We start from the raw sequence: 21,981 nt of genomic DNA, 5'->3' as shown, positions 1-21,981 counted from the left end.
CGGCACCCCACAGCCGCCGGAGGGCCGCACGGGAATACCCTGCGACCCTTCCCCGTTCCCATAAGCGCCCGCTTAGAAAAGAGGCCCGCATCACAGCGCGGACCCCGTGACCTCAGCACTACGTGCAGGTAACTTCCCTCACAGTCCGCCCGTTTCCCGCGCACTTGGAGCCGTGTGATGCCCGAAGCCGTGATCGTCTCAGCCGCCCGCTCCCCGATCGGCCGCGCCTTCAAGGGCTCGCTCAAGGATCTGCGTCCGGACGACCTGACCGCGAAGATCATCGAGACCGCCCTCGCCAAGGTCCCCGAGCTGGACCCCAAGGACATCGACGACCTGATGCTCGGCTGCGGGCTCCCCGGTGGCGAGCAGGGCCACAACCTCGGCCGCATCGTGGCCGTCCAGATGGGGATGGACCATCTCCCGGGCTGCACCATCACCCGTTACTGCTCCTCGTCCCTCCAGACGACCCGCATGGCGCTGCACGCCATCAAGGCCGGCGAGGGCGATGTCTTCCTCTCGGCCGGTGTCGAGACCGTCTCGCGCAGCATCAAGGGCAGCTCCGACGGCCTGCCGGACACCCACAACCCGCTGTTCGCCGACGCCGAGGCCCGCACCGCGGCGCGCGCCGGGCAGGAGGGCGCCGACTGGCACGACCCGCGCGAGGACGGCCTGGTCCCGGACGCGTACATCGCGATGGGCCAGACCGCGGAGAACCTCGCCCGCCTGAAGGGGGTCACCCGCCAGGACATGGACGAGTTCGGCGTGCGGTCCCAGAATCTCGCCGAGAAGGCGATCAACGACGGGTTCTGGGAGCGGGAGATCACCCCGGTCACGCTGCCCGACGGCACGGTCGTCTCCCAGGACGACGGCCCGCGCGCCGGCGTCACCGTCGAGGGCGTCTCCGGCCTCAAGCCGGTCTTCCGCCCCGACGGCCTGGTGACCGCCGGCAACTGCTGTCCGCTGAACGACGGTGCCGCGGCGCTGGTCATCATGTCCGACACCAAGGCCCGCGAGCTGGGCCTGACGCCGCTGGCACGGATCGTCTCCACCGGCGTCTCGGGCCTGTCCCCCGAGATCATGGGCTACGGCCCGGTCGAGGCCAGCAAGCAGGCCCTGCGGCGGGCCGGCCTCTCGGTCTCCGATATCGACCTGGTCGAGATCAACGAGGCGTTCGCCGCCCAGGTGATCCCGTCCTACCGCGACTTGGGCATCGACCTGGACCGCCTGAACGTCAACGGCGGCGCGATCGCCGTCGGCCACCCCTTCGGCATGACCGGCGCCCGGATCACCACCACCCTCATCAACTCCCTCCAGTGGCACGACAAGCAGTTCGGCCTGGAGACGATGTGCGTCGGCGGCGGCCAGGGCATGGCGATGGTCATCGAGCGGCTGAGCTGAGCTGGAGCGGAGGGTAGGGGTCGGGTGCGAGGAACGAGTGCCCGGCACCTGCCCGCAGCGGAAGCGAAGCGCAGCGCGACCACGAACACGCGCGGCTGAGCTGAGTTGCAGCGGAGGGCAGGGGTCGGGACCGGGGCCGGGGCGCAGGAACGAATGCCCCGGCCCCGACTCACAGCGGAAGCGAAACCCCGCGCAACCACTGACGCATCCGGCTGAGCCGCGCCGCAGCGGAAGACAGGCCGGGCCCCCGGGGCCACCCGCAGGCCCAGCCCCCGGCCACCCGCGGGCCCGGCACCCGGACTGCCCGCGGGCCCGGCACCCGGACTGCCCGCGGGCCCGGCACCCGGACTGCCCGAACGGGAGCGCGACAAAACGGACCAACTCCCGCCCGGCGCACACCCTTCGCTGTCGCTCACATACGGGCGGCGACATGGCGTGACCTGCGCCACCCGTTGACGAGATCGCGACCCAATCTCCCCCAGGATTGTGACCAACGCCCTGGGGGAGAAGCGTTCTTGCAGGTCAGCATGGGTTCGCTCGCTCGTACGGAGCCCCTCTCCCCCACCTTTTCGGGACATCGCGCAACGCGAGCGGTCGCCGACCACCGGCAGCCTGATGTAGGAAGTCGGAGAACATTCTGCTAACGGGAGTACGCCGGTGAGCGAGCGGCTACCCGGAGTGGTCCCGTGAGCGGGCGCGTCAAGAGGGTCACCCCGGCCGAAGGGCCGGGGGAAGTCCACGTAACCGATGCGCGGCCCGTGCCATGAGGGCCGCCGAGCGAAGTGGGGAGGACGCATGAGCGAGCGCCACGAGCGAGTCATCGGCAGGTGCGCGTCTCGCGCATGCGAGACCGAACGAAGAGAGGTTTCGGCATGAGCGTCACCACCCTCGTCCTGCTGCCGGCCGCGGCCGTCGCCGTGGCACTGGGCGCCGCCGCCCTGCACACCGCCCGCGCCCTGCGCCGCCAGATCGCCGAGCTGCACGCCGAGCTCAGCGCCGCCCGCCAGGACGTCGTCGCGGGCGCCGGGGCGGTGCACCCCGCCGCGACCATCCCGGCCGCCCGCACCACCCCGGCCGCCGAGACCCCGCTCGCCGACATACGTGCCGCCGTCGCCGATGCCCTGGCCGAGGAGCGGGAGCGCGAACTCGCCGAGGCCCGCGCCTTCTGGGCCGCGCAGGAGGCCAGGGACGCCGCCGACGCCCCGTCGCTGCTGGGCGGCCTCGCCGGCCTCGGCGACGACGGCCTCCTGGACACCCGCGCCGACCAGCGCGAGCTGCCCGAACGTCAGGAGTCCGACCGGCTCGACGGCCAGCCGTTCCTGCCCCGCCAGGCGGACCTGGCCGGGCTGGAACCGCTGCTGGGCCCCGACGCCATGGAGGCCATGGACGCACTGGAGTCCATGGACGCCCTGGACGCGCCGGAGTTGGAGCCCGTCGAGGAGACCGAGTCCGCCGAACTCGCCGCCGCGCGCCGGCGCCACCCCTCGCACCCTGACTTCTCCCCGTCCCCGGTGGTCGGTGACCACGAGCGCACCGTGGCGCGCCTGGAGGAGCTGGCACAGCAGGTCACCCCGCTCGCGGACGTCCGCCCCGGCCCGCTGGGCACCCTGGACGTCTATGTCTTCAGCGACGGCACCACGCTCTGTCTGACCCCCGGGCAGCGCGAGACCGCGGAGCGCGTGGCCGGCGCCCTGCACGCGGGGCACACCCCCGTCCTGCTGGGCGGCTCCGGTATCTCCGGTGCGTACGCGCTGACCTTCGCCTGGGGCGAGAGCCACGAGGAGAGCGTCTACATCCTCGCCGACCGCGTCATCGCCTCGCTCTGACCCGGCGCGGCGGCTCGCGTCAGCAGCGTTCCGCCGCCGCCCGGACGGATCGCACGGCCTGGGCCAGTTCTTCGACGAGGGCCACTTTCGCGTCAGAATCCACCGCCGCGCCGGCCCTGTGCACCGCCGCGGCCCGCAGCGCCTCGACCAGGTCGTGGCCGGCCACCGCCAGCTGGTCGCCGGCCGCGAACATCCCGGCGTCCGGCAGTTCGTACGGGGGCTCCCCCGGCCGCTCGATCAGCTGCGCCCGGGTCGCCAACTGCCGCGCCAGGGCGAGTCCTTCGGCCGCGGCACCGCGGTCGAGTCCGCTCTGCGGCATGGATCTGAGCCGGTCGGCGAGGGCGTCCACGGCGGTCTGCAGGGGGGTCACGTCAAGCACGCCGTGAGCCTATGCGCCACCCCCGGGTGGTTGCCAACGCCCGAACGCTCAGGCACGGTGGGCTGAAGAATCAGCATCGACCGCGTCCGGAGGCGCCGATGTCTCAGCTCTTCTCCGAAGAGACCCACCGGAACATGCTCTCCCGTATCCCGCACTGCACCGGCCGGGAAATCTCCGACTGGCTGCGCACCGTTGAGGAAGGTCCCGCTCTCTTCCGCTTCGACGAAAAGGTCAGCTGGCTCCGTGGCGAGCACAACCTCGCTTACGGGCATGCCAAGGCAATCGTCCATGAACACGACCTCAGGCGCGCCGCGCGCAAGTTCTGATCCGCGGTGACGGGCTCAGCCCCGGTCCGGTCCAGGACTCCCACCGCTCCACACGCCGAAGGGCCCGCGGGTCGCCCGCGGGCCCTTCGTGCGGCGCGTAGGGCGCGTGCGCGCCCGGCGTCCTGCGGGGTCAGTCGCCCCGGAGGATCGAGATCAGCCGCAGCATCTCCATGTAGATCCACACCAGCGTCAGCGTCAGACCGAACGCCGCCAGCCAGGACTCCTCGCGCGGAGCGCCGTAGGCGATGCCGTCCTCGACCTGCTTGAAGTCCAGGGCCAGGAACAGTGCGCCGAGGACCACGCCCACGATGCCGAAGAGGATGCCCAGGCCGCCGCTGCGGAAGCCGAGGCCGTCACCGCCGCCGAACGCCATGAACAGCACATTGACCAGCGACAGCAGGACGAAGCCCAGCGCGGCGATCATCACGAAGCGGGTGAAGCGGGCGGTGACCCGCACGATGCGCGTCTTGTAGGCGACCAGCATGGCGACGAACACCGCCATCGTGCCCAGCACCGCCTGCATGGGGGCGCCGCTCATCTTCGGCAGCTCGTTGAGGTAGCCGCTCAGCGCGCCGAGGAAGAGGCCCTCCAGCGCCGCGTACGACAGGATCAGGGCGGGCGACGGCTTGCGCTTGAAGGACTGGGCGAAGCCCAGCACCATCGCGACGAGGCCGGCGCCGACCGCGAAGCCGAGGTTCTCGGTCAGGAAGAGCCAGCCGATGGCGGCGCCCACGATGACCGTGCCGAGCGTCATGCCGGTGCGCGCGACGACATCGTCCATCGTCATCGGGCGGGTCTGCGGCGTGTACTGCGGCGGCGCCTGGGTGGCCTGCCCGCCCTCGGCGTACGGATTGCCGTCCTGCGCGTAAGGGTTCGTTCCGGCGTACGGGTTCGCGGCGCCCCCGGCCTGCGGCGGCGCGTGGAAGCCCGCGTAGCCGGTGTCGCGGCTGAACCCCCGTCGCGAGAAGACCGGGTTGCTGCTCCTCATCTCACTCCTCCATGGCCGCCCTGCGCGGCCTTGACGGCAAGCGTAATGGCCTGGCAAAGGGGCGTCGCTAGTTCTTGAGCAGGATCTTTCCCTGCACTCGCGCCCGCGCCTCCTCCATGGGGAGGACGTACGGGAGGGCCCGGTGGTGCCCGCGGCGGGGCCCGGGACACCGCACACGGCCGGCCCAGGGCCCGGCCGGCCGTCCTTCACGTCGCCCCATCCCCGGCATTCCGGGTATTCGGTCTCTTGCCGTCCTCTTGCCGTTGCCTTGCCGCGCTCTTGCCGTCCTCTTGTCGTCGTCTGTTGTCGTCACGTGATGCCACCGTGCTCGAACTGCCATTTCCGTCTGCTTCCCCCGGGACCTCTTCCTGCCGCTTCCCGCCGCACTTCGCACGGAATCCGATAAATGTCTGATCGCAACGGACGTCACATGACGCGCAGGCAACCGATTCACCGGGGCGCCCGTCTTCCCTGCTGGCCGGAGTCTGCCCCGGCGGATCGATCTGCGGGGCTGGCGCATGGTCAAGATCCGAACGCCGGAGTCCCCCTTCCCGTCGCTCCCACGACTCACCGTCCGTAGCACTTCGGGCGCGATCGGTTGTAATCCGAGGGTGTAGACAGGGCTATTCTGGCGGGAAACAGTAGCGAAAGAGGGTTGAGGTGCCTGTGCCTGACGTCTCAGTAGTCGTCATCGTCTACAACGACGCCGACCGGTTGCCGACCGCGGTCCAGTCCGTGCTGGACCAAACGCTCCGGGACGTCGAGGTGGTGATCGTCGACGACTGCAGCACCGACCGTTCTTTCGAAGTGGCGCAGCACCTCGCGGCCGCTCACCCCGGGCGGGTCAGAGCCTTCCAGCTGCCGGAGAACAGCGGCGCGGGCGGCGAGCCGCGGAACGTCGGCATCCAGCACACCGCGGGCCGGTACGTCATGTTCCTGGACAGCGATGACGTCCTGGAACTCAATGCCTGCAGAAATATGCTGGAGGCGGCGGAGGAAACCGGCTCGGACATCGTTTCCGGACTGACCGTCCGGCTGCACAAGGACACCCGTAACCAGAAGCGCGACGAGTGGTATGCCTGGCTGTATTCCACCACCCGCACACTGGAATCCGTCACGGAATTGCCGGACCTGTTCGTCTGGGACACCCTGTGCACCAATAAATGCTATCGCCGGGAATTCCTCGTCGAGAACAATCTCCTGTTCCCCAAGGGAATGTTCTACGAGGACCTGGTATTTATTGCCGATGCCTATCTTGCGGCGCAACGCATCACCCTGATTCCCAATCAGGTCTACTTCTGGCACGTCCATGAGCAGGCCGCCGTGAAGTCGGTGACGAACCGGCGGCACGAAATGAGCAACTACTCCCACCGGCTGGAAATCCATCGGCGTATCGACGCCATGCTGGCGGAGCGCGGGCTGAGCGAGATGAAGCTCGCCAAGGACGTTAAATTCCTCAAGCACGACCTGGTGCTGCATCTGCGGGACCTGCCGTTCCGCGACGATTCCTACCGCCAGGAGTTCGCCGAGCTGTCCCGGGAATACCTGGAGAGCATCGCCCCCGAGGCGTACGAGCGTGTGCAGCCGATACAGGCCATCTGTGCGTATCTGCTCCAGCAGGGTGACTGGGACCACCTGATCCCGGCGGTCGACACGCTCATCAACCGCGACAAGGTCTCCTCGCCGCTCGCCGAGCACGAGGGCCGGATCTACTGGTGCGACGGCTACTTCGACGACGCGTTCGGGCGCGAGATCCTGGACGTCACCGGCGTCGGTTACCACGAGAAGCCCGTCAACCAGCTGTTCCTGCGCAATCAGCTCACCGGCTTCAGTGAGTCCGGCAGGTCCGTCTCGCTGACCGGCCGGATCAACAACCCGCTCGGCGTCATCCCGCCCGGCGCGCAGCTCAAGGGCGAGCTGGAGTTCAGCGCCCGGCGGCGCAGCCTGCAGTCCTTCCACTTCCCGGTGCGGGCGCTGCGCCACGAAGGTGACGCCATCCACTGGGAGGCCGTCGCCGACCTCACCGCGAAGCTGCGCCCGCTGGGCATCGTCGACACCATCTGGGACGTACGGCTGCGCCTGGACGTGGACGGGGTGCGCACCACGAGCCGGCTCACCGTCGCCGACACCGAGCTGTCCGGCGGGCTGCCGGTGCGGCCGCGGCTGTCGCGGATGGTCGCCGATCATGTGCAGCCGCATGTCTCGGCCAAGGGGCATCTGGCGTTCCGCCTGGTCAGCGAGAGCCGCAACGCCGAGCGCGTCCAGGAACTGATCACCCGCGGGGTGCGCGGCAAGCCGGGGATACTGGCCAAGACCGGCTACCGCAAGGCGAAGGAACTGCGCAAGAAGGTCACCTCCGGCGACAACAAGCTGCGCGCCTATCACGAGGTGTTCAGCCGGCTGCCGGTCAAGAAGCGCACGGTGGTCTTCGAGAGCCACCTGGGCAAGCAGTACAGCGACAGCCCGCGTGCCCTCTACGAGGAAATGCGGCGGCAGGGCCTGAAGTTCGAGGCGATCTGGTCGTACGCCGGGTCCCCGAAGGACTTCCCGAAGGACGCCACCCTCGTCAAGCGCTGGTCCCTGCCCTACCTCAAGGCGCTGGCGCAGGCCGAGTTCTGGGTGGACAACCAGAGCTACCCGCTCAAGCTCACCAAGCGCCCGGAAACCACCTACCTTCAGACCTGGCACGGCTCGGCGCTGAAGAACATGGGCTTCGACCAGCCGTCGCTGAAGGCGCAGACCCGGCAGCAGCAGGCGGAGCAGCAGCGTTCGCTGGACCGCTTCGACCGGTTCCTGGTCCGCTCCGAGCACGATGTGCACACCCTGGCCAAGGCGTTCCGGCTCCAGGAGAGGACCCTGCTGCGGGTGGGCTACCCCCGCAATGACGCACTGGTCCGCACCCGGCAGCGGGAAGAGGACCGGGGCGCGCGTGAACGCGGGCCGCTGGCGGCGAAGTTGGGCATCCCCGACGACAAGACCGTGCTGCTTTACGCGCCGACGTTCCGCAAGGCGGGCGGCCGGCACGGGCGCTTCGAATTGCCCTTCGACGTGGAGCGTTTCGCCGACCAGTTCGGCGACCGGTATGTGCTCCTGGTGCGCTCGCACTACCTCAATCATGTGGTGCTGCCACCGACCGTGCAGGGCCGGGTCATCGACGTTTCGGCGCACCACGACGTGACGCCGCTGCTGGAACTGGCCGACGGGCTGATCACGGACTATTCCTCGGTGATGTTCGACTATGCGCTGCTCGACCGGCCGCTGGTGTTCTTCACCTACGACTACGACGAGTATGTGCACGAGGGCCGTGGCACCTACTTCGATCTGCTGGAGCACGCACCGGGCCCGGTGGTCCGCACCGAGGACGATTTCCACGAGGCGATCACGTCGTTCGAGTCGCAGGCTCTGGATTACGCGAAGAGCCGCAAGGAATTCGTCGCCAAGTTCGGGGAATACGACAGCGGCACCGCCGCCCAGAGCATCGTCGAGCAGTTTTTCGCGCAGTGGAGCCGTTGATGACCAAGTCGTACGCAGCCGAGCCGCGGGACATCTTCTTCGTCTCCAACAGCGTCAACGAGATGGGCGGCATCACCAGCTGGTCGCACCAGATGGCGCGCCTGTTCAGCGAGCGGGGCCACCGGGTGCACATCGTCGGCATCGTGCCGCCCCCCGAGGGCCGGGTCCACGAGCTGGCGGCCGATCTCCCGTTCAAGACCACCACGCTCTACGCCGCGCATCCGCCGGCCGTCCGCCCCGTACGCGGCCTCAGGGACAAGCTCAACCTCGCCGAGCAGCGCCGCCGGACCGCCCGCGAGGCCGGTATGCAGGAGCAGGCGGCCAAGATGAGCGCACTGTTCCGGGCGGCGAAGCCGGGCGGGGTGGTGATCGTCACGCAGGTGTGGGCGATGGAGTGGGTCACGCTGGCCGACACCGCGGGGCTGACGGTGATCGGAATGAGCCATGAATCGTTCGAAACCTGTCGCAAGTCGTCCCGCTTCGGCCGCGTCAAGCGGTTTTACGAGGATGTCGACCGGATGCTGACGCTCACCCGGGAGGACGCCGACCGCTGGATCCGCCAGCGGATGGACAACGTCGGCTTCATGCCGAACCCGCTGCCGTTCTTCCCCGAGGTCCCTTCCGACCGCGCCCGCAAGTGCGTGGTCAGCATCGGCCGGCTCCACGAGGAGAAGGGCGTGGACCTGCTGCTGGAGGCCTGGGCGAAGGTCGCGCCGCAGCACCCCGACTGGACCCTGCGGATCTACGGCTCCGGCGAGGAAGCGGAGGCGCTGCGCAAGCAGGCCGCCGAGCTGGGGATCACGGACACGGTCGAGTGGATGGGCCGGACCGCCGATGTCCCCGGGGCGCTGAGGGAGAGTGCGGTCTTCGCGCTCAGCTCGCGCGGCGAGGGCTTCCCGCTGGCGCCCATGGAGGCGATGGCCACCGCCGTGCCGTGTGTGGCGTTCGACGTGGCGCCGGGCGTCCACGAGATCATCTCGGACGGTGTGGACGGATTCCTCGCTCCCCCCGGCAACATCACCGAATTCGCCCGGCACCTCGACACCTTGATGTCCGACAAGGACCTCCGGGACACGATGGGCGAAACCGCCCGGGAGAACATCCAGCGGTTCTCCACCCAGGAGATCGTCGGCCGCTGGGAGAGCCTGTTCGCGCTCGTGGAGCGCTGACTCCCAGAGGTCGCCGAGCCGGCCACGTACCGCAGGACACGAAGGGCCGCCGGGCTTACCCGGCGGCCCTTCGTCACGCGGCCGCTTCTGGCGGGAGCCGTGGGCGTGCACATGACCGATGTCCTGCGGGGTCAGTTGCGCATCGCGCAGGGCCAGTTCGATGACATGGACCCGCAGGAGGAGGCCGCCGTGCACGGCCGGCGGCATGCCGGGACTCCGCCCGGCGACGGGGACTCCGCCCGGCGACGGCGGGATTCCCCTCGTGCACAGCCGTCACAACGCCGCCCCCTCAAGGCGATTTGGCGCTTTCCTTTCCCGCGCGGAACTCCCGAAAGCCGGCGCCCGGCACGTTCACGGGGATTCCGCGCCGCTCGGCGGACGGGGCTTACGCCGGAAAACCGGAAACGCGGACTGCGCGCCCGGACAAGGTTCCACCCCGGCTCGCCCCTGATCCGGGCCGGGAGGCACAGCGGACCGGCCGCGCCTCCCGGCCCACCACCCGGCCCGAAGAAGACGCCCACGGTCCCGGGCAACAGAACAAGCACGGCCCTTTCCCGTCCGGGCGGGCGGCTGATGCCGGAGCGGAAGTGCCCGGCACCGCGTATGCCGCACCTACCGAGGACAGAAAAATCCAAAAATTCAAGTTACCCCGGGCAGGCGTCACGGGTAGGCCCTTCGACGACCGGGCGACGCGGCCACCGCATCCCGACGGCACGGGAGCCACTGCGGATGCCGACCGCCTCGTCAGCATTCCTCCCGGGCGGCCGGCGCGCACACCCCGAAGGACGGTGCCACCGGGTCGAGTTGACGGTCGCTCAGCAGCTCCTGACCGCCTCGCCCGCGCGTGCCCCGCGGGCCGGCGAGGCGTTGCCCGGTGCCGCCATCGCCGCACTTCACTTGGTAACCCGTGATATTTCCGGCACGGTTTTTTCCGTTCGCGGACTCGCCCCGCACACCGTCAAAGGCCCATGCGTTCCCGGGGTGTTCCCGTGAGCGGCATGAGCCCCAGCCCTATATGGTTGTTTGTTCAAGGTCTCAATGCTGCGGCTGAGCAGTGCCCGGAGCCGGACTTGAACCGGCACGGCCCGTAGGCCAGCGAGGTTTAAGCTCGCCGTGTCTGCATTCCACCATCCGGGCCTGGGATCCCCCATGCCACCTCAAAGAGGCAGCACGAGCGTAGCCCGCAGCGCACGACGCGGATCGGCCGCTCTTCCCGAGGTTGTCTTATTTTATTGGCAACTGAGGGTGCATCAGCGCCGGGTGCAGGCCTTGGACGCATGCCTGGACCCCCCGTTCGCCAGGACACGCCGCAGCGCAATTTCGTGCCCGAATTGACGGAAACTCGACGCCCCCTCAGCACCCCCGTCACCCCCGGGGGCCCACCCGTCCGGCTGCTGCGGACGCGGCAGCCGCATCAGGGTCCGTCTCCTCCCCAGGGATGACCGCACATGCCTCGGCTACCTCCCAGGTGTGGCCGAGGACGGGCACAGGGGTTGACGTCCGCGCCCCTCGCCCTGTCCCACGATGGAAAGCGTCCGCCGCAGTCCGCGGCAGCCGCCCCCACGGCCGTCGCCGTCCGGCGGTTCATCGTCCCGACAGGAGCCCCTCCCCGTGACCACCACCCCTTCCGGCGTCTCCACCGCCACCCGCGCCACCGCGGCGGCCGCCCGCGCCACGGACCTCTCCAAGGTCTACGGACAGGGCGAGACCCAGGTGGTCGCCCTGGACGCGGTCTCCGTCGAGTTCCGGCAGGCCGAGTTCACCGCGATCATGGGCCCCTCCGGGTCCGGCAAGTCGACGCTGATGCACTGCATGGCCGGGCTGGACGCGATCTCCGGCGGCTCCGCGAGGATCGGCGACATCGAACTGACCGGGCTGAAGGACAAGAAGCTCACCCAGCTCCGGCGCGACAAGATCGGTTTCATCTTCCAGGCGTTCAACCTGCTGCCGACCCTGAACGCCCTGGAAAACATCACCCTGCCCATGGACATCGCGGGCCGTAAGCCCGACCGCGCCTGGCTGGACCGCGTCGTGGAGACCGTCGGCCTGTCCGGCCGTCTCAAGCACCGCCCCGCCCAGCTCTCCGGGGGCCAGCAGCAACGCGTCGCGGTCGCCCGCGCGCTCGCCTCCCGGCCCGAGATCATCTTCGCCGACGAGCCCACCGGAAACCTCGACTCGCGCTCCGGCGCCGAAGTCCTCGGCTTTCTGCGCAACTCCGTACGCGAACTCGGCCAGACCGTGGTGATGGTGACCCACGACCCGGTCGCCGCCTCCTACGCGGACCGGGTGGTCTTCCTCGCCGACGGCCGGATCGTCGACGACATGCCCGGCCCCACCGCCGACACGGTGCTGGAGCGGATGAAGGGCTTCGACGCCCACCGCCGTACGAGCTGACCCGCGGCAGCCCCCACCCGTACTCCGGACCTCTCCTCCAGGACTGACCCACCATGTTCCGTACCGCCTTGCGCAACGTACTTGCGCACAAGGCCCGGCTGCTGATGACCGTCCTCGCCGTGATGCTCGGCGTGGCCTTCGTCTCCGGCACCCTGGTCTTCACCTCGACCATCTCCGACGCCTTCCGCACCAGCTCCCAGAAGAGCTTCGACAACGTCGATGTCGCCGTGACGCCGGCGTCGCCCGACGGGCCGCCCGGCACCCGCGCCGAGAACGCCCGGCTCGACGGCAAGGCGCTCGGCACCCTGGCCCGTCTCCCCGGCGCCGCCTCCGTCACCGGCACCGCCAACGGCTTCACCGGGATCGGCGACAAAGACGGCAAGCTGATCGCCCAGGGCCTGAACAGCCGCGGCAGCAACTACTTCCCCGGCAAGGACGGCAAGGACGCCCGCTATCCGATGAAGCAGGGCACGGCCCCCACCCGCGCGGACCAGTTCGCGCTGGACGCGGGCACCGCCGAGAAGGGCGGCTACCACGTCGGCGAAACCGTCCGGATATCCGCCGGCGGACCGGTCCGGCAGCAGAAGCTGACCGGCATCTTCACCACCGACGACGGCCAGGTCGCCGCCGGCGGCTCGCTGGCCCTGTTCGACACCCGGACCGCGCAGCAGCTGTTCGGGCTGTCCGGCGGATACAGCGAGATCGACGTCCAGGCCGCGGCCGGGACGTCCCAGGCCGCACTGCAGCAGGCGATCGGCAAGGCACTGCCCCAGGGCAGCGCCACCACCGCCACCGGCAAGGAACTCGCCGACGCCGAGGCCAAGGCGATCGACCAGAACATGCAGGGCATGAAGACCGCGCTGCTGGCCTTCGCCGCCGTCGCGCTCTTCGTCGGCATCTTCCTCATCGCCAACACCTTCACCATGCTGGTCGCCCAGCGCACCAAGGAACTGGCGCTGCTGCGCGCGGTCGGTGCGAGCCGGCGCCAGGTCACCCGCTCCGTGCTGATCGAGGCGCTCTTCGTCGGTGCGATCGCCGGTGTCTCGGGCCTGGTGGCCGGAATCGGCATCGCCGCCCTGCTGCGGGAGGTGCTGAACGGCTTCGTCGCGAAGTTCCCCGAGGGGCCACTGGTGGTCTCGCCCTCGACGGCCGTCGCCGCCCTGGGCATCGGCACCGTCATCACGGTGCTGGCCGCCTGGCTCCCCGCCCGGCGCGGCGCGAAGGTCCCGCCGGTCGCCGCGATGAACAGCGTGCACGCCGCCGCCACCACCAAGTCGTTGCTGGTCCGCAACACCCTCGGTGCGCTCGTCGCGGGTATCGGTACGGCCTCGGTACTCGTCGCCACCTCCGTGTACGACGGCCACGCCACCGGCAAGGTCATGCTGGGCGGCGGCGGGATGCTGCTGCTGGTCGGCGTGTTCATCCTGACGCCGCTGCTTTCCCGTCCGCTGATCGCGCTGGCCACCCCCGTCCTGCGTGCCTTCGGCATCTCCGGCCGCCTCGCCCGGCAGAACGCGCTGCGCAATCCGCGCCGTACGGCCACCACCGCCTCCGCGCTGATGATCGGGCTGACCCTGATCACCGGCATGACAGTGATCGCCGGCAGCACGCAGAAGGGCATCGACAAGCTGGCCGTCGATGCGCTGAAGGCCGACTACACGGTCTCGATGCAGGGCGACACGCAGCTGCCCGCCACCGCGGAGCAGAACGTCCGCGACGCGGCCGGCATCACCGCCTTCACCCCGCTGCGCGAGGGCATGGCGAAGATCGGCACCGGCAGCGCGGCGCAGCAGCCGACCCAGTTGACCGGTGTGGACGGCGCACAGTTCGGCTCGCTCGTCCGGCCCGACCTCAGCGAGGGGTCGCTCGGCCCCCTGCGCGGCGACCGGGTCCTGGTCGACCAGGAAACCGCCGGCGGCCACGGCTGGCGGGCCGGCTCGCGGCTCCCCGTGACGTTCCAGGACGGCAAGAAGTCCACCCTGACCGTCTCGGGCGTCTACAAGGGCAACCAGATGCTCAACGGCGTCATCCTCGACAACCGCACCCTGGCTCCGCACCAGAAGGACATCAGCGACAAGCAGCTGCTGGTCAAGATGGCCGGCGGCGCCACCGACGCACACAAGGACGACCTGGTCGAGGCGCTCGGCAAGAACCCGGCGATCACCGTGGCGGACAAGAAAGACGTCTCGAACACCATCGCCTCGATGTTCACCCTGCTGCTGAACATGCTCTACGGCCTGCTGGCCATGGCCGTGATCGTCGCGGTGCTCGGGGTCATCAACACCCTGGCGATGTCGGTCTTCGAACGCTCGCAGGAGATCGGCATGCTGCGCGCGATCGGCCTGGACCGGCGCGGCATCAAGCGGATGGTGCGGCTGGAGTCGCTGGTCATCTCGTTGTTCGGCGGGGTGCTCGGCATCGGGCTCGGAGTATTCATGGGCTGGGCGGTCGGCCGGCTGATCAGCGCCCACCTGCCCACCTACGAACTGGTGCTGCCGTGGGCCCGGATGGGCATCTTCCTCGGCCTGGCCGCGCTCGTCGGCGTACTGGCCGCCCTGTGGCCGGCGCTCCGGGCGGCACGGCTCAACATGCTGGCCGCCATCAAGGCCGAATAACGCCCCCGGCGCCGGTCCCGTTGCCCGCCCACCCGCTGCTTGACGGCAGCGGGTGGGCGGGCGGCGTTCAGCCGCCGAGGGCGCCGGTGCGCCAGTCGCGCGCCCGCAACGGCACCCCCGCGGCCCCGCCGTCCGGCGTACGGACGGCCAGCACCTGGTTGACTCCTATCCGGTTGCGCTCGAAGGACAGCGCGGACGCGGCCATGTACAGCCGCCACACCCGGGCCCGCCCCGGGGAGGTGAGCCGCGCGGCCTCGTCCCAGTGCCGCTCCAGGTTGGCGACCCAGCGCCGCAGCGTCAGCGCGTAATGCTCCCGGATCGCCTCGACGTCCCGCACCTCGAACCCGGCCTCCTCCAGCTGGCCGACGGTCCGGCCGAGCGGCGCCAGCTCACCGTCCGGGAAGACATACCGGTCGATGAAATCGTCGACCTGGTACGCCTCCTCGTCGGCCTGCGGCCGGCGGGCGATCTGGTGGTTGAGCAGCCGCCCGCCGGGCTTCAGCAGGGAGTGCAGGGCGCGCGCGTACTCCGCGTACTGCGTCCGGCCGACGTGCTCGGCCATCCCGACCGAGGAGAGGGCATCGAACGGCTCATCCTTGATCTCGCGGTAGTCCTGCACCCGGATCTCGATCCGGTCGGCCAGCCCGGCCTCGGCAATGCGCTTACGGGCGAAGGTGGCCTGCTCCTCGGAGAGGGTGATGCCGACCGCGCGTACGCCGTACTCGCGGGCGGCGTGCAGCACCATCGAGCCCCAGCCGCAGCCGACGTCGAGCAGCCGCACGCCCTCCCGCAGGCCGAGCTTGCGGCAGATCAGGTCGAGCTTGTCGCGCTGGGCGTCCTCCAGGGTGGTGGCGCCGTCCTCGGCGGTCTCCCAGTAGGCGCAGGAGTAGACCATGGACGGGCCGAGCACCAGGGCGTAGAAGTCGTTGCCGACGTCGTAGTGGTGGCTGATGGCTTCCTTGTCGCGCCGCAGGGTGTGCAGCGGTCCACGGCGGCGTCTGGCCTCTTCCGCGGGCGGTGCGGGCGGCACCGGGGCGCCGGCCAGGGTCAGCAGCTCCCGGGCGGCGGCGCGGATCTCCGGGCGGGCCAGCGCGCGCAGTACGGCGGCGCGCGGCGGCTTGGGGGCGTCGGTGTCCCGCTCCCAGATCAGCCCGGCGAGCAGATCGAGCGCCGCGTAGAGATCGCCGTCGATATCGATGTCACCGGCCACCCAGGCGCGGGCCAGGCCCAGCTCACCGGGCTTGAACAGCAGTCGGCGCAGCGCCCGGCGATGGCGGATGACGAGGACGGGTGCCCCCGGCGGACCGGACTCGCTACGGTCCCAGGCGCGGATACGCACCGGGAGCGGGGTGCCCAGCACCTCCTCGGCGAGCTTGGTGAGCCGTCCAGCGGCGTCGGCCATGTCGCACACCTCCGTGTTGACGAGTCGGGCAAAGAAGTTTCACCCACCACGTAAACGCCAATGGGGCGCCCGGATAGTCCCGTTCACACGTAAGAGAAGCGCACACCGGCCGGTTTTCGCCAGAGCGGACACGCCAAAGGGCGCCCGCCCCACGGATGGCGGACGCCCTTCGGGCTGGTCGGAGTACCCGACCGGGAATTCAGGAAGCCTTGGCCTTGGTCTTGTCCCCGGCCTCGGCGGCGGCCGCCGGGGCGGGCGCCGGCTTGGCGGCCTCGTAGAACTCCTCGCGGGGGTTCTCCATGGCGCCGAGCGAGACGACCTCGCGCTTGAGGAACATGGCCAGCGTCCAGTCGGCGAAGACCCGGATCTTGCGGTTGAACGTCGGCATCGCCATGCCGTGGTACGCGCGGTGCATGTACCAGGCGAGACGGCCCTTGAGCTTGATCTTCATCTTGCCCATGACGATCATCGCGACGCCCTTGTGCAGGCCCAGACCGGCGACCGCGCCCTTGTTGGCGTGGCTGTAGTCCTTCTGCGGGAAGCCGCGCATCCCGGACACCACGTTGTCGCCGAGGACCTTGGCCTGCCGCAGCGCGTGCTGCGCGTTCGGCGGGCACCAGGCGTTCTCGTTGCCGGCCTTGCGGCCGACCAGGTCGGGGACCTGCGCGTTGTCGCCGGCCGCCCAGATGTAGTCGGTGCCCTGCACCTGGAGGGTGGTTGCGGTGTCGACGTGACCACGCGGGCCGAGCGGCAGACCGAAGCGGGACAGCGCCGGGTTCGGCTTGACGCCGGCGGTCCACACGAGGGTGTTGGAGTCGACCTCCAGGCCGTTGTTCAGCACCACGTGGCCATCGACGCAGGAGTCCATGCCGGTCTTGAGGTAGACCTCGACACCGCGGCTCTCCAGGTGCTCCTTGCCGTAGGCGCCGAGCTTGGGGCCGACCTCGGGGAGGATCTTGTCGGCGACGTCGACCAGCAGGAAGCGCATGTCCTCGCGCTTCACGTTGTTGTAGTACTTCGCGGCGTCCCGGGCCATGTCCTCGACCTCACCGACGGTCTCCGCACCCGCGAAGCCACCGCCGACGAACACGAAGGTCAGTGCCTTGCGGCGGACGTCCTCGTCGGTCGTGGAGTCGGCCTTGTCCAGCTGCTCCAGCACGTGGTTGCGCAGGCCGATGGCCTCTTCCACGCCCTTCATCCCGATGCCGTTCTCGGCCAGGCCGGGAATCGGGAAGGTGCGGGACACCGCGCCCATCGCGATGACCAGGTAGTCGAAGGGCAGCTCGTACGCCTCGCCGACCAGCGGGGCGATCGTGGCAACCTTGCGGTCCTGGTCGATGGTGGTGACCCGGCCGGTGAGAACCTCCGCCTTGGGCAGCACACGTCGTAGCGGCACCACGACATGGCGGGGGGAGATGCTGCCGGCTGCAGCTTCAGGGAGGAAGGGCTGGTACGTCATGTACGAGCGCGGGTCGACGACCGTGACGGTCGCCTCGCCGTACCGCATCTTCTTGAGGATGCGGCGTGCCGCGTACAGGCCTACGTACCCACCGCCTACAACGAGGATCCTGGGACGCTCCGTGGTGCTCATGCAATCGAGTATCCACCCCCACATGGGGGGTCGCTCGTGAGCCCCTTCACAAGCAAGCAGGGGGCATCTGCTACACTCCGCCGCCTTCGTGACCGACGCCATAGTGTCAACCGGAACCACCGTGTGTCGCGAGGCGTTGGAAACCCCTGTTGATCAGGGATTGTCGCCCGCCCGGCGGGCGAACCACCGCCGGGGTGAGCGCGCCGCCCGCGCACCGGCATCCGCGCACCTTCCGGGTCAGGACGCCCCGCAGCCTTCGAATGAGGGTCGGACGATCAGATTGTTCGCCCAACGGGAGGCTTTTTCATGTGAAGGATTTCACGAACTTTCTCCGCGGACCTGTCCGCGGAGCCTCCCGGGGCCCTCCCGCAGGCGATCGGAAGGGCGTACCGCCCACTCAAAGGGCCATACAGCAGAGGCCGTTGCCGGGCCTGCGCCGCCGTGCTCCGTCCGTCAGCCGGTGAGGCGCCAGGCGATGCCGTCGGGCATCACCTTCAAAGCGTCATTCACTTCCCGGGCGTGTGTACACAAAGACGCGTACACTTCCCTTATGGCTGAGAGCACTGTGACCGTACGGGAAGCCCGTGCGCACCTGGCGGACCACATCAATCGTGCCGAGGAGGGCTCACCTACGGTGATCACCCGCAATGGCATACCGGTGGCAGCCGTGGTGCCGATCGCGGACTTCGACGCGCTTGAGGAGGCGGCCGATGTATTGCTGGCCCGGGAAGCGGAAGCGGTCCTGGCCGAGGGCGGCCCGACCGTGACCATGGCTGAGCTGCTGGCAGACCTGTTCGCCGAGCGCTCCGAAGGCGCGGCGTGAAGTACGCGTTCCGATTCACCGCAGCGGCACAACGGCAGCTTCGAGCCATCGACCGGCCTGCCGCCATGCGCATCCTGGCCGCGCTGACCGCGCTCGGCGACGATCCGTACCGCGAGGACGCCGACATCAAGAAGCTCACCGGCCCGTCGGGCCTCTATCGGCTTCGGGTCGGCAACTACCGGATCGCCTACCAGGTCGAAGACGGCGAACTCATCATCCTCGTCGTCAAGGTCGGCGACCGGCGCGACGTCTACCGCAACATCTGAGAGCGGACAGCCCGGAGCCCGAAGGATCCGTCCAGGCGCTCTCGCCAGTTGAAGGGTCACTCGTCGTCGAGTGCGGCGTGCCAGGCAATGCCGTCGGGCACGGCTCCCAAAGCGACACTCGGATCATCGGTCAGCGTTCCCCCTGATGGCACGGGGGCACCCGTCTTAACAGCGGGTGTCCACATCGGGGGGGGGAAGTCTTCTTGCGTGGGCAAGGCTTCCTCTGGTGCCGCTTCCTCGTCGTACTCGGCGAGCTGCGCGAGCGCCTTGCGGCGATCTTCCTCCAGCTCCCAGCGCGCCTCGTCGTACTCGTCCTCCGGGTACCGGTCGGGATGGAGTGCGTAGTCCTTGACGAGTCGCCTTAGCGCCGCCTTGATCTTGTCGAGCTCGGCGGACAGCTTGCAGCGGATCATCGACGAGCACGGATGGCCGGGGCAGTCCCTCGTCGGCGAGGAGGCCGCCAACGCCGCTTGGCTCATCGCGCAGCATGCGGAACTCGACTTCCAGCTGCACGCACTCGAACTCATCCGCGACGCCGTCGAGCGCGGCGCGGCCACCGCGATACAGCTCGCCTACCTCACCGACCGGTGCCTCGTGCGTCAGCAACGGCCGCAGCTGTACGGCACGCAGTACCGCGACAGTGGCGACGGCCGCGGGATGCAGCTGTGGGAAGTCGCCGCCCCGACACCCACGCTCGCCGCGCCGCATAGCCCCACTGTCCGAACTTGCACCACCTGCGACGGAGAGAAGCGCATCAAGACCATGCAGCGCGGAAAGGTCGTCGTCATTCGCTGCCGCGACGGCAAAGGGCGTGGCCACCAGACCAGCTAACCACCCCAACCGGCGACCGTTTCGGGGCAAAGGTCGCAGCTCCCCACACGATCACGACAGAAAGGCAACGATGGCACCCGCACACCACAGCGCGCAGCGCGCCCAACGCCAGGAGAGCAGGCCGGCTTCAACGTCGGCGTACTCGATGCCGAGGCGCACGGCCTCGGCATCGCACAGACACTCGACGCCATCAACGCCGTCCGCCCCCGATGGGTCGGCATGAACCTGCTCGCCCCCACCTATGAACTCTCGGCCGGCATCGCGGCCGGCCTCGCCGACGACACCCTGCTCATGGTCGGCGGGCACCAGGCAAAGGCCATGCCGCAGCGCATCCTCGCCGACCCGCGCATGTCCCGGCTTCGCGCCTTGGTCCTCGGCGAGGGCGAGACCCGCGTCGCCGCCCTGCTCGACGACGAGCAGCGACGCGCCGAGCCCCTGACATCGACGCACTACCGTTCGTCGACCGCCGATACCTCCCACAAGACCCCTACCGCACCGACGACGGCCGCATCGAGGCGAACATCGTCGGCAGCCGTGGCTGCCCCTACGACTGCGGATTCTGCGGCGCCGCCGTCTCCGCGAACCCTGACGTCAAGATCCGCACCCGCACGCCCGAGAACATCGTCGCCGAACTGGAGACGCTCAACGCCGACCACGGCGCAACCGCCTTCCGTTTCGTCGACGACCTGTTTCTCGGCGCCGCCCGCGTCATCCGCCCCGCCATGGACGCGTTCACCGCGCACCGGATCGGCGAGCGGTTCGTCTGGGACGCGACCGGACGTATCAACGTCCTTACCCGCGCCGACGACGACATGCTCGACACCCTCGCCCGCAACGGGCTGCGCGAGGTCGCCCTCGGCATCGAGTCCGGAAGCGACCGCATCCTCGCCGCCATGGACAAGCGCATCACGGGCGAGATGACCGAGGACGTCGCGCACCGCCTCATGGAACGCGGCATCAACGTCAAGGGGTATTTCATCCTCGGATACCCCGGCGAACAACGCGAAGACCTCGACGCCACCGTGCGCCACATCCACAACCTATGGAACCTCGCCGACCGAAACCCGGGCAACTTCCGCGCCTCCGTATTCGAGTTCCGCCCCTACCCCGGCACCCCCGTATGGCAGCAGCTGACCGAGGCCGGCCACGACGCCGACGCCATGCTCGCGTACGCCGACGTCGACCTCACCGACCAGGGCGCCGACGAGTCCATGCGCGCCCGCGACGAATTCAATTTCTCCGTCGGCATCCAGTTCGGCGGCGTACCCCTGCACAAGCTGCGCGCCACCCTCGCCACCCTCACCCGCGAACAGCACGACCGTAACGACCGGCAGGGGGCTGCCGCATGACACAGCACCGCGGCCGATTCATCACTCTCGACGGCCCCGGCGGCGTGGGGAAGTCGACCACCCTCGCCGCCCTCGCCGAGTACCTGCGTGACCGCGGCGACAGCATCCACACCACGACCGAGCCCTCGACGAGCGCCCTCGGGCAGTTCACCCGAGCCAACGCCGACCACATTCACGGGCGCGCGCTCGCCTGCCTCGTCGCCGCCGACCGATACGACCACATCAGGAACGAGATACAGCCCCACCTCGATGCCGGCGACACCGTCGTGTGCGACCGCTACCTCGCCTCGACCCTCGTCGTACAGCGCCTCGACGACGTGCCCGAGCCCTTCCTGCTCGCCCTCAACGCCGACATCGTGCTGCCCGACCTCGCAGTGATCCTTACTGCTCCCCCGAGCACCATCAAGGGCCGGCTTACGGCTCGGGGCGCGCACCACCGATTCGAGCATCACCCCGACGCCCCCGCCCGCGAGGTCGAGCTGTACAAACAGGCCGAGCAGACCCTCAAACACCTCGGCATGCCAGTCCTCACCCTGAACACGAGCAGCACCACCCCATCGGAGGCCGCCGCCCGAATCGGCGACACGCTGCCCCCACCCCCCGGTAGCGTCGAGCCACACATCAGAACCGACGGGCCCCGGGCGACCTCATGAACGCAGCGACCACCCTCGGCACCCCGGACAGAACACGGAGCACCTCACACATGCGCGACACCTGGGACACCATCGGCCGGCTTGTCGAGTGGCTCGACGCAGAGAGCGGCGTGTCGCCCGAAATGGCCCGTCTACTGCGCGTACTCAAGATCAGCGAGGAGGCCGGCGAGGTAGCCGAGGCCATCCACGGCGTAGCCGGCTCCAACCCACGCAAGGGCAACAGCCACACATGGGAAGACGTACAGGCCGAGCTCTGCGACGTCATCATGACGAGCATGGTCGCCCTAAAGACGATCAACCCGGACGCCGAGAAGGTGTTCGCCGAGCGCCTCGACCACGTCGCCGATCGATCCCTGAACGCCTGACCCGTCACGGGGCAGGAATGCCTACGGCCCCGACATCGCCGCAAAAGCGACGTCGGGGCCGTAGCGTTCTTGCTGCCGCAGGATGCGCTCCAG

The 21,981-nt window shown here is 69.4% G+C and carries 18 protein-coding genes, 1 tRNA gene and 1 pseudogene; 14 read left to right on the top strand and 6 right to left on the bottom strand.

What is annotated here, in order from left to right:
* Positions 1 to 177 precede the first annotated feature (177 nt).
* The gene (locus ACWGJY_RS01545) at positions 178 to 1,398 is read left to right on the top strand and encodes an acetyl-CoA C-acetyltransferase (protein WP_453258760.1); all 1,221 of its coding nucleotides are present in this window, start codon (positions 178 to 180) and stop codon (positions 1,396 to 1,398) included.
* 872 nt (positions 1,399 to 2,270) lie between these two features.
* A complete protein-coding gene (locus ACWGJY_RS01540) occupies positions 2,271 to 3,224 on the top strand; it encodes a hypothetical protein (protein WP_453258759.1) in 954 nt (317 codons plus the stop codon).
* 19 nt (positions 3,225 to 3,243) lie between these two features.
* On the opposite strand, the gene ACWGJY_RS01535 is transcribed toward ACWGJY_RS01540, so the two are convergent.
* On the bottom strand, positions 3,244 to 3,603 hold the full coding sequence (locus tag ACWGJY_RS01535) for a hypothetical protein (RefSeq protein ID WP_453258758.1): 360 nt from the start codon (positions 3,601 to 3,603) through the stop codon (positions 3,244 to 3,246).
* Between the two features lie 98 nt (positions 3,604 to 3,701).
* On the opposite strand from ACWGJY_RS01535, the gene ACWGJY_RS01530 reads away from it, so the two are divergent.
* On the top strand, positions 3,702 to 3,929 hold the full coding sequence (locus tag ACWGJY_RS01530; RefSeq protein WP_030088455.1) for a DUF4287 domain-containing protein: 228 nt from the start codon (positions 3,702 to 3,704) through the stop codon (positions 3,927 to 3,929).
* A gap of 130 nt (positions 3,930 to 4,059) precedes the next feature.
* Here the strand turns inward: ACWGJY_RS01530 and ACWGJY_RS01525 are convergent, their stop codons facing one another.
* Positions 4,060 to 4,917, bottom strand: coding sequence for a Bax inhibitor-1/YccA family protein (locus tag ACWGJY_RS01525; RefSeq protein WP_453258757.1), 858 nt, complete (start codon positions 4,915 to 4,917; stop codon positions 4,060 to 4,062).
* A gap of 666 nt (positions 4,918 to 5,583) precedes the next feature.
* On the opposite strand from ACWGJY_RS01525, the gene ACWGJY_RS01520 reads away from it, so the two are divergent.
* Positions 5,584 to 8,430: a bifunctional glycosyltransferase/CDP-glycerol:glycerophosphate glycerophosphotransferase gene (locus ACWGJY_RS01520; protein WP_453258787.1), complete on the top strand. Its 2,847-nt coding sequence runs from the start codon at positions 5,584 to 5,586 to the stop codon at positions 8,428 to 8,430.
* Complete coding sequence (locus ACWGJY_RS01515) at positions 8,430 to 9,599, top strand: glycosyltransferase (RefSeq protein WP_453258756.1); 1,170 nt, start codon at positions 8,430 to 8,432, stop codon at positions 9,597 to 9,599. The genes ACWGJY_RS01520 and ACWGJY_RS01515 overlap by 1 nt, the downstream gene beginning before the upstream one ends.
* Before the next feature lie 1,055 nt (positions 9,600 to 10,654).
* Here ACWGJY_RS01515 and ACWGJY_RS01510 read toward each other — a convergent pair.
* Positions 10,655 to 10,736 (bottom strand) — tRNA-Leu (locus ACWGJY_RS01510).
* A gap of 474 nt (positions 10,737 to 11,210) precedes the next feature.
* Between ACWGJY_RS01510 and ACWGJY_RS01505 the strand changes: the two genes are divergently transcribed.
* Entirely contained in the window at positions 11,211 to 11,993 is a 783-nt protein-coding gene (locus ACWGJY_RS01505; RefSeq protein WP_453258755.1) for an ABC transporter ATP-binding protein, read from the top strand.
* Positions 11,994 to 12,046: 53 nt separating this feature from the next.
* On the top strand, positions 12,047 to 14,608 hold the full coding sequence (locus ACWGJY_RS01500; RefSeq protein ID WP_453258754.1) for an ABC transporter permease: 2,562 nt from the start codon (positions 12,047 to 12,049) through the stop codon (positions 14,606 to 14,608).
* Between the two features lie 67 nt (positions 14,609 to 14,675).
* Here ACWGJY_RS01500 and ACWGJY_RS01495 read toward each other — a convergent pair whose 3' ends face one another.
* Both ACWGJY_RS01495 and ACWGJY_RS01490 read right to left on the bottom strand, forming a co-directional pair.
* Positions 14,676 to 16,010, bottom strand: coding sequence for a class I SAM-dependent methyltransferase (locus tag ACWGJY_RS01495; RefSeq protein ID WP_453258753.1), 1,335 nt, complete (start codon positions 16,008 to 16,010; stop codon positions 14,676 to 14,678).
* A 199-nt stretch (positions 16,011 to 16,209) separates the two neighbouring features.
* Positions 16,210 to 17,601 (bottom strand): NAD(P)/FAD-dependent oxidoreductase, encoded by a 1,392-nt coding sequence (locus ACWGJY_RS01490; protein ID WP_453258752.1) that lies wholly within the window; start codon positions 17,599 to 17,601, stop codon positions 16,210 to 16,212.
* 550 nt (positions 17,602 to 18,151) lie between these two features.
* On the opposite strand from ACWGJY_RS01490, the gene ACWGJY_RS01485 reads away from it, so the two are divergent.
* Both ACWGJY_RS01485 and ACWGJY_RS01480 read left to right on the top strand, forming a co-directional pair.
* Positions 18,152 to 18,424: a type II toxin-antitoxin system Phd/YefM family antitoxin gene (locus ACWGJY_RS01485; RefSeq protein ID WP_393683123.1), complete on the top strand. Its 273-nt coding sequence runs from the start codon at positions 18,152 to 18,154 to the stop codon at positions 18,422 to 18,424.
* Positions 18,421 to 18,690 (top strand): type II toxin-antitoxin system RelE family toxin, encoded by a 270-nt coding sequence (locus tag ACWGJY_RS01480; RefSeq protein ID WP_201803747.1) that lies wholly within the window; start codon positions 18,421 to 18,423, stop codon positions 18,688 to 18,690. Before ACWGJY_RS01485 ends, ACWGJY_RS01480 begins: the two co-directional genes overlap by 4 nt.
* A 56-nt stretch (positions 18,691 to 18,746) precedes the next feature.
* Here ACWGJY_RS01480 and ACWGJY_RS01475 read toward each other — a convergent pair whose 3' ends face one another.
* Positions 18,747 to 19,103 (bottom strand): hypothetical protein, encoded by a 357-nt coding sequence (locus ACWGJY_RS01475; RefSeq protein ID WP_453258751.1) that lies wholly within the window; start codon positions 19,101 to 19,103, stop codon positions 18,747 to 18,749.
* Here ACWGJY_RS01475 and ACWGJY_RS01470 point away from each other — a divergent pair.
* The 5 genes and pseudogenes from ACWGJY_RS01470 to ACWGJY_RS01450 all read left to right on the top strand — a co-directional run bounded on the left by ACWGJY_RS01470 (position 19,090) and on the right by ACWGJY_RS01450 (position 21,888).
* Entirely contained in the window at positions 19,090 to 19,521 is a 432-nt protein-coding gene (locus ACWGJY_RS01470; RefSeq protein ID WP_453258750.1) for a DUF6624 domain-containing protein, read from the top strand. The genes ACWGJY_RS01475 and ACWGJY_RS01470 overlap by 14 nt on opposite strands.
* Positions 19,522 to 19,689: 168 nt before the next feature.
* Positions 19,690 to 19,866 (top strand): annotated as a pseudogene (locus ACWGJY_RS01465) (B12-binding domain-containing radical SAM protein); the annotation flags it as partial.
* A gap of 95 nt (positions 19,867 to 19,961) precedes the next feature.
* Complete coding sequence (locus ACWGJY_RS01460) at positions 19,962 to 20,870, top strand: B12-binding domain-containing radical SAM protein (RefSeq protein ID WP_453258786.1); 909 nt, start codon at positions 19,962 to 19,964, stop codon at positions 20,868 to 20,870.
* Entirely contained in the window at positions 20,867 to 21,523 is a 657-nt protein-coding gene (gene tmk, locus ACWGJY_RS01455; protein WP_453258749.1) for a dTMP kinase, read from the top strand. The genes ACWGJY_RS01460 and tmk overlap by 4 nt, the downstream gene beginning before the upstream one ends.
* 50 nt (positions 21,524 to 21,573) lie before the next feature.
* Positions 21,574 to 21,888, top strand: coding sequence for a MazG-like family protein (locus tag ACWGJY_RS01450; RefSeq protein ID WP_453258785.1), 315 nt, complete (start codon positions 21,574 to 21,576; stop codon positions 21,886 to 21,888).
* The last annotated feature ends 93 nt before the right edge of the window (positions 21,889 to 21,981 follow it).

Source organism: Streptomyces sp. NPDC054765, from assembly GCF_053612065.1.
Note: the sequence above shows the minus strand (reverse complement) of the source record. Positions and strands in the feature narration are given on the sequence as shown.